This window comes from Halopseudomonas sp. L-58 (assembly GCF_056859475.1).
In genome coordinates this window covers 1-12553 of sequence record NZ_JBSXON010000052.1, presented here as the reverse complement: position 1 = coordinate 12553, position 12553 = coordinate 1, and the positions used below count along the sequence as shown (strand labels likewise).

Annotated in this window: 13 protein-coding genes; 9 read left to right on the top strand and 4 right to left on the bottom strand. The window is 60.0% G+C overall.

The window, feature by feature from the left end:
* Window positions 1-91: 91 nt before the first annotated feature.
* The gene (locus AC13EY_RS07525; RefSeq protein ID WP_228247394.1) at window positions 92-502 is read right to left on the bottom strand and encodes a BON domain-containing protein; all 411 of its coding nucleotides are present in this window, start codon (window positions 500-502) and stop codon (window positions 92-94) included.
* Window positions 503-740: 238 nt separating this feature from the next.
* Between AC13EY_RS07525 and algB the strand changes: the two genes are divergently transcribed.
* Complete coding sequence (gene algB, locus AC13EY_RS07520; protein ID WP_482876635.1) at window positions 741-2087, top strand: sigma-54-dependent response regulator transcription factor AlgB; 1347 nt, start codon at window positions 741-743, stop codon at window positions 2085-2087.
* Window positions 2084-3859: an ATP-binding protein gene (locus AC13EY_RS07515; RefSeq protein WP_482876637.1), complete on the top strand. Its 1776-nt coding sequence runs from the start codon at window positions 2084-2086 to the stop codon at window positions 3857-3859. The genes algB and AC13EY_RS07515 overlap by 4 nt, the downstream gene beginning before the upstream one ends.
* 6 nt (window positions 3860-3865) lie before the next feature.
* Here AC13EY_RS07515 and AC13EY_RS07510 read toward each other — a convergent pair whose 3' ends face one another.
* Window positions 3866-4078: a hypothetical protein gene (locus tag AC13EY_RS07510; protein WP_228247396.1), complete on the bottom strand. Its 213-nt coding sequence runs from the start codon at window positions 4076-4078 to the stop codon at window positions 3866-3868.
* Between the two features lie 266 nt (window positions 4079-4344).
* Between AC13EY_RS07510 and AC13EY_RS07505 the strand changes: the two genes are divergently transcribed.
* Complete coding sequence (locus tag AC13EY_RS07505; RefSeq protein WP_228247397.1) at window positions 4345-4623, top strand: ORF6N domain-containing protein; 279 nt, start codon at window positions 4345-4347, stop codon at window positions 4621-4623.
* A 17-nt stretch (window positions 4624-4640) separates the two neighbouring features.
* On the opposite strand, the gene AC13EY_RS07500 is transcribed toward AC13EY_RS07505, so the two are convergent.
* A complete protein-coding gene (locus tag AC13EY_RS07500) occupies window positions 4641-5219 on the bottom strand; it encodes an LOG family protein (protein WP_233048144.1) in 579 nt (192 codons plus the stop codon).
* A gap of 207 nt (window positions 5220-5426) precedes the next feature.
* Entirely contained in the window at window positions 5427-6044 is a 618-nt protein-coding gene (locus AC13EY_RS07495) for a hypothetical protein (protein ID WP_228247400.1), read from the bottom strand.
* Window positions 6045-6304: 260 nt separating this feature from the next.
* Between AC13EY_RS07495 and AC13EY_RS07490 the strand changes: the two genes are divergently transcribed.
* The 6 genes from AC13EY_RS07490 to AC13EY_RS07465 all read left to right on the top strand — a co-directional run bounded on the left by AC13EY_RS07490 (window position 6305) and on the right by AC13EY_RS07465 (window position 12471).
* On the top strand, window positions 6305-6550 hold the full coding sequence (locus tag AC13EY_RS07490) for a hypothetical protein (RefSeq protein ID WP_088273838.1): 246 nt from the start codon (window positions 6305-6307) through the stop codon (window positions 6548-6550).
* A gap of 18 nt (window positions 6551-6568) precedes the next feature.
* Window positions 6569-7201, top strand: a complete 633-nt coding sequence (locus AC13EY_RS07485; protein WP_233048142.1) for an FMN-binding negative transcriptional regulator — start codon at window positions 6569-6571, stop codon at window positions 7199-7201.
* 235 nt (window positions 7202-7436) lie between these two features.
* Window positions 7437-9434, top strand: coding sequence for a methyl-accepting chemotaxis protein (locus AC13EY_RS07480; RefSeq protein ID WP_233048141.1), 1998 nt, complete (start codon window positions 7437-7439; stop codon window positions 9432-9434).
* Between the two features lie 296 nt (window positions 9435-9730).
* Window positions 9731-10537, top strand: coding sequence for a hypothetical protein (locus AC13EY_RS07475; RefSeq protein ID WP_233048140.1), 807 nt, complete (start codon window positions 9731-9733; stop codon window positions 10535-10537).
* A 110-nt stretch (window positions 10538-10647) separates the two neighbouring features.
* Entirely contained in the window at window positions 10648-11520 is an 873-nt protein-coding gene (locus AC13EY_RS07470) for a restriction endonuclease (RefSeq protein WP_233048139.1), read from the top strand.
* A gap of 240 nt (window positions 11521-11760) precedes the next feature.
* Complete coding sequence (locus AC13EY_RS07465) at window positions 11761-12471, top strand: hypothetical protein (protein WP_482876640.1); 711 nt, start codon at window positions 11761-11763, stop codon at window positions 12469-12471.
* Window positions 12472-12553 lie beyond the last annotated feature (82 nt).

Sequence of the window (12553 nt, the reverse complement as noted above, 5' to 3'; positions counted from 1 at the left end):
GCCTGCCTGAGTGGTTTCCATTATATGAAAACGAATTGTCGCTTTGGGATCTGTGCTCACGGTGAAGTCCCTTTTCGGTCGGCAGCTGAGATTAAAGGCTCAGCTTGCCGGCTGTGGAAAATCCGCCCGGGGCGGGTTCTGTATTGCTGACCGGGCGGGTAGTGCCGATCTGCAGGCTGCGGGTATCGACCTGCTGAACGCCCGGCGTATGCCGCGCCGTGGCGACCGCAACGCGATAGTCGCTGGTGGTCAGTACGGTTCCGCGCAGGCTCACAACGCCATTGCGGCAGCTGACGGCAATGCGGATGCCTTGCGTGTTACCCTGCCATGCCAGTCGCGCGCGCAAAGCCTTTGCGATGCTGGCGTCGTCGACTGATTGAACTATCACGGCGGGATTTTGCTCCATGAAGTAGCTGCTGCTTGGCGTTGATGCGCCGCAGGCCATGCTTGAAAGCAGGCCGGTGGACAGGGCAAGCAAGGCGGTGGGTAGGGCGCTGTGCATGTCATCTATCTCCGGTTATGGGTGTTGTCGAGCTTCGCTTGTGGCGAGAAGCCGAACACGCAAAGGTGATAGAGCAAGCACTGTGCCGCTCCCGGGTTTTTATTTAATGCTATGTAAATCAGTAAGTTATAAATTAAAGGTGGTGTCGTGTTCAGTGCGAATTGCATGATCTTTCCCGAAGGGTCGTGCAGATTGCACGGTGACAGTAGCGCGACGGCATGACAGGAGTCGTGAATCAATGGAAGCGAATCAAGGCAACGGACGTATTCTGCTGGTCGACGACGAACCGGCGATCCTGCGGACCTTTCGTTACTGTCTCGAGGATGAGGGCTATCAGGTAGCGACGGCCAGTAGCGGGGCACAGGCCGAAGCGGTTTTGCAGGGGCAGGTGTTTGATCTGTGCTTTCTTGATCTGAGGCTTGGCGAGGAAAGTGGTCTGGATGTAATGGCGCGTATGCGGGCGCAGGCGCCGTGGATGCGGGTCGTGATCGTGACCGCGCACTCGGCGGTCGATACCGCGGTTGATGCCATGCAGGCAGGCGCGGCGGATTATCTGGTCAAGCCCTGCAGCCCTGATCAATTGCGCATGGCTGCGGCCAAGCAGCTTGAAGTGCGTCAGATGGAAGCGCGTCTGGAGAGTCTGGAGCAGGCCGTAGAACAGACGCGGGTCGCGCCCGAGTCGCGCAGCCCCGCGATGATGGCGGTGCTGGAGACGGCCCGGCAGGTCGCCGGCACTGACGCCAATATTCTGATCCTGGGCGAGTCGGGTACCGGCAAGGGTGAGCTGGCCCGATTGATTCATGGCTGGAGCGGGCGCAGCCAGCGTGACTGCGTGACCATCAACTGCCCGTCGCTGACTGCCGAGCTGATGGAAAGTGAACTGTTTGGTCACAGCAAGGGCGCCTTTACCGGCGCGAGCGAGAGTACTCTGGGCCGGGTCAGTCAGGCCGACGGCGGCACTTTATTTCTCGACGAGATAGGCGATTTCCCGTTGACCCTGCAGCCCAAGCTGCTGCGCTTCATTCAGGACAAGGTCTACGAGCGGGTTGGTGACCCGGTGACCCGGCAGGCGGATGTGCGGATTCTGGCGGCGACCAATCTGGATCTGGCCGAGATGGTCAAGCAGGGGCTGTTTCGCGAAGACCTGCTCTACCGGCTGAACGTGATTACCCTGACGCTGCCGCCGCTGCGGGAGCGCCCTGATGATGTTCTTGATCTGGCCGAGCGCTTTCTGGCGCGCTTCGTCAAGGAATACGCCCGTCCGGCCAGGGGCTTCAGCGAGGATGCCAGGCAGGCGCTGCTGAATTACCACTGGCCGGGCAATATCCGCGAACTGCGTAATGTGATCGAGCGCGTCGGTATCATCTGTGCCGAGGAGCAGGTTGCTGCCAGTCATCTCGGCCTGGGCGAACCGGATCACGGCAACACCGCGCCGCGCGTTGGCTCCAATCTCAGCCTGAGCGAGCTGGAACGCGCGCACATTGCCGCCGTTCTGGCCTCCAGCGCCACGCTGGATCAGGCGGCCCGCACGCTCGGCATCGATGCCTCCACCCTGTATCGCAAACGCAAGCAGCTTGGCCTATGAAGCTGCGAACTCAACTGTTTCTGAGCAGCAGCGCACTGCTGACCGTGGCGCTGGTGGGCTTGCTGGTAGGCCTGTTCGGAGTACTCAGTCTGACCCAGTCGCAGACCTACAGCGTCGGCAGCAACATCGGCATTCTCAAGGCTTCTCTCGGCATGCGTCAGGAGATCGGTCGACAGGTGACCCTGCTGCTGTCAGAACAACTGGATCGCGAGGCGCTGAGTACATCGGACGAGCGCTTCAAGGAGTGGCTGGCCAAGGCCGGTGAGCAGGCCCGAACCGATGAGGACCGTCAGGCTGTGGCTGAAATCGGTCGGGCCTATGCGGTCTACGACGATGTGCTCTACCGGCCGCGCACCCTGCGCCGGGATCTGCTCTCGGATGACACCTTCAGTCTCAGCGTGGCCGCCATGCGTGATCGCATTAACGAGGTGCAGTACCGCTATCTGGCTTATGTTGAGGCGGCCGAAAGCACAGCGCATCAGCGCGCCTGGCTGATTGCCGGGCTACTGGGGCTGATCGGCCTGGCCGTGCTGCTGCTGGGGCTGTTGACCGCACACAGCATCGCCCAGCGTTTTGGTCGGCCGATCGAGGCGCTGGCCAAAGCGGCGGACAAGATTGGCCAGGGTGACTTCAACGTCACTCTGCCGCTGTCCCCGGTCAACGAGATCAGCGCCCTGAGCCGTCGATTTGGCGTTATGGCCGAAGCCCTGCGCGAGTTCAAGAACAGCGATCTGGAGGCCTTGCAGTCCGAACAACGGCGCCTGCAGGCGGTGCTCGACAGTATCGACGATGGCCTGCTGATCCTTGATCAGCAGGGCGATGTTGATCACTTCAATCCGGTGGCGCGGCGTCAGCTCGACTGGGATTCGCGCGAGCTGGGTCAGACGCTGGGCCAGGCCATGGGGCACCCCGAGTTGGACGAGCAGGTCCGGGAGGTGCTGGCCGGCAATGCCTTTGGTAGCGAGCAGGAAGATCTGGCGGTCGAGGTCGCAGGGGAAACCCGGCTGCTGGATTACAGCCTGACACCGGTAGTGCGAACCGACAGCTGGGTCCAGGGGGCGGTCATGGTGCTGCGCGACGTGACCGAGCAGCGGGCATTCGAGCGGGTGCGGCGTGAGTTTGTGCTGAGGTCGTCCCATGAGCTGCGCACGCCGGTGACCGGCATGCACATGGCATTCTCCCTGCTGCAGGAGCGTTTGCAGTTCGCCGAGGGCAGCCGTGAGCGGGATCTGCTGGAAACGGTAGACGAGGAAATGCGCAGGCTGGTCGATCTGATTAACGACCTGCTCAATTTCTCGCGCTACCAGAATGGACTGCAGAAGCTGGAACTGGCGCCCTGTGATCCGGTCGAGCTGGCTTCTGCAGCGGTGGCCCGTTTTCAGGCGCAGGCCGATGAACGCGGTATTTCACTGCAGCTGGACGTCAGCGAGGATGCGCCGCGGGCGCGGCTGGACCGGCTGCAGATTGAGCGGGTGCTGGACAACCTGATCGGCAACGCCCTGCGTCACTGTCAGCAGGGCGGCCAGGTTGCCGTGCGCCTGCGCCGGCAGGGTGAGCGGGTATGGTTCAGCGTCGAGGACAATGGCGAAGGCATTGCCTACAGCCAGCAGGTGCGGGTATTCGAACCCTTTGTGCAGGTCGGCAGCAAGAAGGGTGGCGCCGGGCTGGGTCTGGCGCTGTGCAAGGAGGTGGTGCAATTGCATGGCGGCAACATCGGCGTGCAGTCGCGCCCGGGTGCGGGCGCGCAGTTCTACTTCACGCTGCCGCTTTAGGCCCGCCTAGCGCTTGCCCATCGAACGGCGGGTGCCACGCGGCGGCATGTGTACGCGCTTGGTGTGCGGATCGAAGCCGGCCTTGCCCTGCTTGGGAGCGTTGGCCTTGTCTGCCTGCTTGCTGGCCGCAGCGAACAGGGCGCCAAGACCGCCTGTCTTGCTGGCAGGAGAGACGTCGGTTGTCGCATCGGTCGAGGTTGGGTCTTGGTGATCGGTCATGGTGCGCTCGGCGGGTGAACCTGAAAGGCGGCGAGTATAACGGGCTTGTTGCTGCCGTCATACGCGCTTTTATCGGGTTTCTTCAGGTTCATCGTGGCATGCCTGATTACATGGCGCCCCACAGCACAGCCTCAGTCCCGGCCGCTGACCGCGATATCGGGCAGGACTGACGGCAACGGGAGAAGACGTTTATTGCTCAACACGGTAGGCTACGGCTTGGCGGTCAGACGGCCGCCCGACCCATTCGCCAGCCGCTACCAGCCGTCATGCAACCGATTGTCCATGCCAACACCGAAACCCTGAGCCTGCGCCAGCTCGATGAGCTCAATGCCCTGCCGAAGGGCACCTCCTTCCGTCTTTTTCGCCGCTGCGAGCAGCAGCTTGAGGAAGGGCGGGATTTTTTCTACCTGCCGGCGGATGAACACAAGGCGCTGATCAACGATCTCAAGGCGTCAGGTCAGATCTACGCCACCACAGTCAATCTGGTACTGCTGACGCGCACGGGTTACGCGCGCATGCAGCAGATTACCCGCGGCGCATCCTGATCACGGCAGCCGAGGGGCTAGCGTTCTTGCGCTTTAACCCACTTGGACACGGCGGGTGGTGAGTAGCGGCGAACCCTGTCGAGCAGGCTGTCGACCTGGTTTTCGACAATCAGCATGTCGCGGTAGGGCTGGCGCATAAAGCCCTCGGTCAGGGCGTGGTCCAGGAAGGCAATCAGTTGATCGTAGTAGCCGGCGGCGTTGAACAGCGCACACGGCTTCTGATGGTGCCCCAGTTGGCCCCAGGTCCAGACTTCGAACAATTCCTCAAAGGTGCCGACGCCACCGGGCAGGGCGATAAACCCGTCGGACAGATCCGCCATCATTGCCTTGCGTTCGTGCATTGAGCCGACTTCATGCAGGGTGGTCAGCCCTTCGTGGGCCAATTCGCGTTCAACCAGATGACGCGGAATCACGCCAATCACGTCGCCGCCGGCGGCCAGCGCCGCGTCGGCCACTGCGCCCATCAGGCCAACCTGCGCACCGCCGTAGACCAGACCGATGCCGGCCTTGGCCAGTGCCGTGCCGAGCTGCTGCGCAGCGGCGAGGTATTCGGGTTTGTTACCGGGGCTGGAACCGCAGAAAACACACAGACGCATGGGTACTCCTGATGAAACGGGAAGGGGCGCGACGGCCAGAGCGCCGACGAAGGGAGGACTTTACCCTTGAAGGGCTAATTTTTCCAGATTAGCGCAGGCCGGCTAAGCGCCCAGCAGAGTTCTGGCGACCAGTCCGGCAGCGGCCTTGCGTTGGCCCATAAGCTGCTGAGCATGTGCAAGAGCAGCATCAGCAGCAGCAAGACAGAGTCAGTCATCAGTGAGCTCCTGAATCCACTCGCGGCTGCGAGCCAGATAGCGATCCATGAGCGCGGCCTCGGCCCGTTGCAACGCCTTGTGAACCGTTACCTGAGCCTTGTCCATGTGTTCGGCCAGAGCCTTCTGGCTGACCGCAAGGGTGGTATGCAACCACCAGGTCTGCGCCTCAACTCGCGTCCACTGCTCGATCACCCGCGCCGCGAACGCGGTCGGCAGTTCAAGGCGATCCAGCAGGCTGGCATCGTGGGTGAACAGGCCAAGGCTGTCCTTCTTCATAGTGTCGAGCCCCTGCCCGGACAGCACGAAAGCCTCGCCGTAGCGGTTAACCGCGGCTGCCTGGCCAATCCCGACAGCAATCCGGGCGTCGTACCGCTCGTGCTCCGGGCTGGCGGCAATCAGTGCGGCGCGCAGCAGCACCGCGCAACGCACTGCATCTGCTGCAACGTCCAGGGTCAGTTGAAAACCATCGCCGCGGTACAGTTCGTATTGGAATGGGCAGACGGCTTGCAGCTGCTGCAACGCATCACGTAGCTGGTTGATGTAATCCTGCGTATCCTCAACACCTTGAGAATCGATCAGGTCGCCGGTCAATACGGCTGCAATAGTCATATAAGCGTGTCCCTGTGCAATCTGCTTTGACGTTAGCCGTAATACGCTAATTTTTCAATATTAGCTTTAAAAGGCTATATTTTTATCGAGTAAAGACCATCGGATGAGGCAGGCACCATGATTCCTCGGCTCTGTGTTACTACCCTGAGCGTGACCGATTTGCAGGCTCATCTCTTTACTGCCCACAAGGCCAACTGGTTTGACATCACCGATGGGCTACCGTGCTTTGCCGAGCGCGCGCCCGGCGCGGAGTAACCCGGATGCTTGAATTGCTCGAAGCATTGGCGCGCGGGCTGTTGCTGCTTGGCCGTCTGATCCTCGAAGCGGGCGCCGTTCTGGACCTCAGCCTGCGCATTCCGGGTCGCGGGTTGCTGCGCTGCCTGTGGCCACCGCACTGGCTGCGCCGGCATACGTACAGTGCCTGGCTCGAGACATCGGCTGGCGTGCTGTTCTGGTTGCTGTTGGCGTTTGCGCTGTATTCCCTGGATCAGTATCTTGCCGTCTGACCTGCCACGGAATACGTCATGTATTTGCCTGCACATTTTGCCGAAACCCGCACCACTGAACTGCATGCCCTGATTGGCGAAAACCCGCTGGGTACGCTGGTAACCGTCGGCCCGGACGGGCTTGACGCCAACCACATTCCGTTTGAGCTGCTGACCGGGCAGGGTGAGCAGGGCGTGCTGCAGGCGCACCTGGCGCGGGCCAACCCGCTGGTCGAGCAGATTGTGGACGGCATGAGCGTGATGGTCATCTTTCAGGGCCCGCAAGCCTATATCTCGCCAAACTGGTACCCCAGCAAGCACGAAACCCACCAACAGGTGCCGACCTGGAATTATCAGGTTGTGCATGCCCACGGGCGCATCCACCTGCGTGACGACGAGCGCTTTGTGCGCGGCATCGTGGCGCGCCTGACCCGTGAACACGAGACGCGCGCGCAAGAGCCGCGCCCGTGGCGCATGACTGACTCAAGCCCGGATTACATCGTCCGAATGCTGGCGGCGATTGTCGGCATCGAAATCGAGATCGAACGCCTGATCGGCAAGTTCAAATTGAGCCAGAACAAGACCCCGCAAGACGTTGCGGGCGCCGTTGATGCCCTGGCACACAGCGGCCATGCTGAGCTGGCGGCGGCCATGAACAAGCCGCTCGTCTGACCGGCGCGAGTCACAGCCGGGCGCGCGATGGCCTGCATGGATGCATCGCTCCGGCAGCGCCTCGGTGACCACGATAGTCCCTTTTTTGGATCGCGTTGCGCTGCATCGGCCCTGAACTGGTGCGCTGTGTTCGCACGGGGTGTCCGCAAGCCCCGGCGGGTCGTGGCAGAGTGATGGCACCGTTCTTGCTGAGAGGTCTGTCCAGTCAGTCAGGTTTTTCTCAGGGTGCTCCACCATGCTGTCCATGCTTCGAAACCTCTCCATGCGCGGCAAATTGTTGCTGCTCCTGCTGCCGGCGTTGGCCGGCACACTATATTTCTCCGGCGCCACGGTGATTGACCGTTACACCCATCTGCAGCAGACCGAATCATCGCAGGCACTGTTTGACCTGGTGCTGAGCGCCGATCCGGCGCTGGAGAATCTGCAAAAGGAGCGGGGTCTCACCGCCTTATTCATTGCCACCGGTGGCGCCGATGGCCGGGTCGTCGAGCGCCTTGAAGGCCAGCGGGCAGCTACCGATGCCAGCCTCGATGCCCTGCGCAACGCCATGGCCGCCATGCACGGTCGCGAGCGGGTTGCCATCGCGGCCCAGCTGGGCCTGATCAATGAGGCGCTGGATGCGCTGGCGCCGCTGCGGGCCAGGGTCCTCAATGAAGATGTCGACGCCGAGTTGGCCTATCGGACCTATAGCGCCGCGGTTGAACGGATGATTGCCCTGATTCCCGAGATTCTGCTGCAGGCTAACGAGCCGCGCCTGACGCGTCTGATGGGAGCCTTCCTGGCGCTCACCGAGGCAACCGAGTCGGGAGCACGGGAGATGGCCGCGGGCGCTGCGGTGCTCAGCGAAGGCGGCATTTCGCTGGCGCTGGCGAGGGAGGTTAGTGCAGCCGATGCGCGCAGTCAGGCACTGCTGGATGCGGCCGCCAATCTGGTTGGTGCCTCCCTGCAGGGGCAGTTGCTGGCGTTGGCCGAACGGCCGGAAAACATCGCCTTCAGCGCATTGCGTGATCGTCTGATCGGTTCCGAATACGGCTTTCTCGGGATGGCCAATATCGAGTGGTTCGACAGCGCCAGTCACGCCATCGACGGTGTTTACCAGCTCAAGCAGCAGGTCGCTGACGACATGGCTGCGGGCACCGAGCGCGTGCTGGCAGGCGCGCGTGCCGATCTGCGTCGGGCAGCTATCATCGGTGCGCTGGTGATCGGCATGGTGCTGCTGCTGGCGCTGCTGATCATCATTGGAGTGTCCAGCCAGGTAAACCAGCTGCTGGGTGATTTCCGTCAGGTCATGGAGCGCAAGGATCTGTCGGTGCGCACCCGGGTCTGCTCGAAGGACGAGATGGGGCTGATCGGCACGGCCCTGAACAGCCTGATCGAGACCTTCTCCGGTGCGCTGAGTCAGATTGATGAAACCAGCGTGCGGCTGGCATCGGCCTCCGAGCAGACCCGTGCCACCGCCAGCCAGAACTCCGATCAGGTAGGGCAGCAGCAGGCTTTGGTGGATCAGGTCGCAGCAGCGGCAGAGGAAATGTCCAGCACCTCGGAAGAAATCTCGCGCAATACCCAGCAGGTTGCCGAAGCCGCCCAGCATGCCTCAAAGCGCAACGAGGCAGGGCGGCGGGTGGTGCAGGACAGCGTTGGTCGCATTCGCCATCTGGCCGGTGCCATCGAGCAGGTCAACGGCCAAATGGAGCGCCTGCAGGCCAGCAGCGAATCCATCACCCGGGTCATCGACGTGATCAGAACAGTAGCGGACCAGACCAACCTGCTGGCGCTCAACGCCGCAATTGAGGCGGCCAGGGCAGGGGAGCACGGTCGTGGCTTTGCTGTGGTCGCCGACGAAGTGCGCAATCTGGCGCGCCAGACCCACGATTCCACCGTTGAAATCGAAACCATGATCAGCAGCCTGCGCGACATTACCGACAGTGTGCGCGGCGCGGTAATCGACAGCCACAAACTGGCCAATCTCAGCGCCGATGAAGCCGAGACCCTGGAAGACACCCTTGCCGGCATCCTGCAGGACGTCGACCGTATTTCCGGCATGTCATCGCAAATCGCCTCTGCCGCTGAACAGCAGGTCGCGGTCACGCGGGATATCTCGCGCAGCATGAGCTCCGTGCGGGAAACCTCTCTGCAAACCCTCAACGGCTCGCGGGAAATTTCTCAGGTCACCGACAGTCAGGCGCAGCTGGCAGGTGAGCTGCAGGCATTGGCGCAGGGGTTCAGAGTGTAGTGCCGGCTTGCTGGCCGGCTGAGTTAAAAAGTATTTCTGTATCAGTATGGCGTTAGGCTACTATCGGTGCTCAGCGAAGGCCATGCGGCAGGTAATGGCGCTTCAAGTTCATTTCAGTTTGCCAGGGAAGGTAAGCACTCCATGTTGACTCCCCCACTTTTTCCGAACTGAACCGACACACAGGCGGGCTGCTTGCGCTGCGTTGTGCCGGTTGGTGTCTGCTTTGTGCCCGTGTGCACCCGAAGTAGTACCAAGCTGCAGAGTGAGAGCCCCTGCCAGCAGAGACGAAAAGAAAAATGAAATTTCTGAGCAGTGCGGGATTTTTCAAACAGCAACGTGGCGGTTGCCGCGTATTCGTTCGAGCTGATCTTGGCCAGGATCTGAGCAACGCCCTATACGGCATGCTGAATGATCGCCTTCGCCTTGTCAGAGAAGGACGCGAGCGCGATGTGCTGGAGCTGGGCGAGCGTGCTGTTCTGGCCAAAACGGCAGTGTTTCGCCATCGCAATAGTCGAATCAGGGCGACCTTCGGCCTCAAGCGGCATGGCGCTTATGATCGCGGCGTGATGGAAATTCACAACCAGCTGGGGCTGCTCAATTGCCCGCATGTGCCGCAAATTGTCGGCTACGGATACCGGCGTAACTGGCTCGGGCTGGTTGTTTCCACCACGTTAGCGACCGAGTTTATTGACCAGTCCTGCAATTTGCTGGAGTTCATTCAGGCGCACCCGGAACAGCAAAATGCCGTGCTGCTGTTGGCTTTCAACGCCATCCGTGAGCATCTGAGTCACTCGCACCTGCATCTTGATCTCTGGGCCGGGAATATTCTGGTTACCCCTGACCTGTCCAGAAGCTGGCTAGTGGATGTGGAGTACTTCAAGTTTGCGCCCAATGGCTCACTGGAAGATAAGCTCGGGTTCTGTCTTGGCTATTTGCACAATCACACCATCCACCGGTTCATCAGTCTGGATGACTACGTTCAACTGGTCCGGCAGTGGTTGAAAGACAGCGAGCAGGCGCTGTGCCACGAGTCGACCCTGGCAACCTGCATCCAGAACGCAAATAAGCCCCTGAGCAGAAAGCAGCGGTTGATGACCTTTTAAACCCGCGCTGTCCATCGCCCGGCTTGGCGCAGGGTGAAAAGCCGCTTTACCTGACGCCGGTATAGGATTACCGTTTTGACATGGCAATGAGCCAGTCAAGGAGCCCACGGATGGCGCGCAGACGATCCTCTGCATTCGACGATTTCATTTTTCTGCTGTCCCGCCTGCCGTGGTGGGTCAGCATGCTGCTTGCTCTGATCAGCTGGCTTGTCCTGCATCCCATTGCCACCGCACCGCCCAGCACTTCCACCGTGCTGCGCCCAGGTGACATGGGCGGCGTGCTGGCAGGGCACCTGTGGCGCACCTTCGCCCTGTTCGGCCAGTACCTGATTCCAGCCTGCTGCGTGTTCAGCGCCATTGGCTCGATCGCCGGGCGCTACAAACGCAAGCAACTGCTCAATAGCGTCGCAAACGCCACCCAACCGGCCAGAACCATCGACGGCCTCAGCTGGCAGCAGTTCGAGCAACTGATCGGCGAAGCCTTCCGCAAGCAGGGCTATAGCATCACCGAAACTGGCGCTAACGGCCCGGATGGCGGCGTAGATCTGATCCTGCGCAAGCACAACGAAAAATACCTGGTGCAATGCAAACACTGGCGCTCATTAAAAGTGGGCGTACCAGTGGTGCGCGAATTCTTCGGCGCCATGGCCGCAGAAGGCGCAGTGGGCGGTTATGTGGTTACCTCCGGCCAATTCACCAAAGAAGCCAAAGCCTTCGCCCAGGGCCGCAATATCCAGCTGATCGACGGTGCAGGCCTCAAGCGCCTGATGCACAAACAGGCTTCTGAACCATCGGCAGCGCAGCCAACCCCCAACCCGACACCCACTGCCACGCCTCCAATACCTGAAACCACCTCTGAGCCGCATTGCCCCCTGTGCAACAGCAGCATGATCAAACGCACCGCCCGCAAAGGCACCAACGCAGGCAAGATGTTCTGGGGATGCAGCGCCTATCCGAAATGCAGGGGAAGTGTGAATGTGTAACCCCGCCAGATTACCCAATGGTATGCAGATCGACATGCCATACAGGTTTATTGAATGCACAAAATGCGGACGTCACGCGAATACGAGCAATGTGGGGCTGGGTTTTGTAATGGGTTGTTTTTAATGAGGTATTTAAAGCGGCGGCTTGGGCTTGGAGCGGTGATATGAAGAAGTCACGGATATGTGATTATGAAGCTGTCGGTCCACTCAGCTGTTAGGGTAAAAGAGTAAGCATTCCGAATGGCGATCATAGGCTCTACAGATTTTTATATTGGGGTACGAAGTCTGCCAAAGAGGCAGTTCGAGGACTATTCCGCCCACTTATTTGATGAGTGGGAAGCCTATGTGGGTCGAGAGCTGCAACTTCCTGATTACTCTTTGTCTCTGGTAGTTGAAGAGGGATCAATTAAAGCGGTAGGGAGAATAGCTGCCGCTCTTGGCGTCATCTATATCGGTATTGGGCAATATGGCTCTTTCATTGCTGGCTTGCAAATAATTCATAGTCAAGTACGCACTGTTAGTGGGTATCTCGGAGAGCGCGCAGGGGCACCTTTCCAATCAAGCAGGGCAAAGCCAAAGGTAAGGCGAAGTGGTGAGTCACTGTCTCGCCTCCAGACACTGTTTGTAAAAGTGCAACGAGGTGAGTTGTCAGTTGATGAGGCAATGGCAGAGTCAGATCGTATATTCGGGTCTGAGCTTGATGATTCCATTGATTTTAAGAGAGAGCTTCAAATATCACTTGAACAAGTTCCACTTTTTCCGAAACAGTTAGCGCTACCTTTAGCTGATGCATACGGAGAAGAAGTATACTTAAATCAAGTGACGAGAAAACCTCGACCACCTCAGCCAAAACCGCCTGCGCCTGATCCGGACTTGTATCGTGTTGAAATTAGGGAAGGTCTGAATAACTCCCCGAAATCGGCGATAATACGCCCATCACAAAACCTGTAGGATTCGTTGCTGCCATGGATCAGATCACCTTCTCCGAAGCAGAGTACCAAACCAAGAAGCGCAAAACTCGCCGTGAGATTTT

Excerpts from the sequence above, each read along its gene's own strand:
- AC13EY_RS07485 (WP_233048142.1), top strand. The coding sequence starts at position 6,569 with ATGTATTTGCCTGCACATTTTGCCGAAACCCGCACCACTGAACTGCAT.
- AC13EY_RS07495 (WP_228247400.1), bottom strand. The coding sequence starts at position 6,044 with ATGACTATTGCAGCCGTATTGACCGGCGACCTGATCGATTCTCAAGGT.
- AC13EY_RS07500 (WP_233048144.1), bottom strand. The coding sequence starts at position 5,219 with ATGCGTCTGTGTGTTTTCTGCGGTTCCAGCCCCGGTAACAAACCCGAA.
- AC13EY_RS07475 (WP_233048140.1), top strand. The coding sequence starts at position 9,731 with ATGAAATTTCTGAGCAGTGCGGGATTTTTCAAACAGCAACGTGGCGGT.
- AC13EY_RS07510 (WP_228247396.1), bottom strand. The coding sequence starts at position 4,078 with ATGACCGATCACCAAGACCCAACCTCGACCGATGCGACAACCGACGTC.
- AC13EY_RS07525 (WP_228247394.1), bottom strand. The coding sequence starts at position 502 with ATGCACAGCGCCCTACCCACCGCCTTGCTTGCCCTGTCCACCGGCCTG.
- AC13EY_RS07465 (WP_482876640.1), top strand. The coding sequence starts at position 11,761 with ATGGCGATCATAGGCTCTACAGATTTTTATATTGGGGTACGAAGTCTG.
- algB (WP_482876635.1), top strand. The coding sequence starts at position 741 with ATGGAAGCGAATCAAGGCAACGGACGTATTCTGCTGGTCGACGACGAA.
- AC13EY_RS07470 (WP_233048139.1), top strand. The coding sequence starts at position 10,648 with ATGGCGCGCAGACGATCCTCTGCATTCGACGATTTCATTTTTCTGCTG.
- AC13EY_RS07505 (WP_228247397.1), top strand. The coding sequence starts at position 4,345 with ATGCAACCGATTGTCCATGCCAACACCGAAACCCTGAGCCTGCGCCAG.
- AC13EY_RS07490 (WP_088273838.1), top strand. The coding sequence starts at position 6,305 with ATGCTTGAATTGCTCGAAGCATTGGCGCGCGGGCTGTTGCTGCTTGGC.
- AC13EY_RS07515 (WP_482876637.1), top strand. The coding sequence starts at position 2,084 with ATGAAGCTGCGAACTCAACTGTTTCTGAGCAGCAGCGCACTGCTGACC.
- AC13EY_RS07480 (WP_233048141.1), top strand. The coding sequence starts at position 7,437 with ATGCTGTCCATGCTTCGAAACCTCTCCATGCGCGGCAAATTGTTGCTG.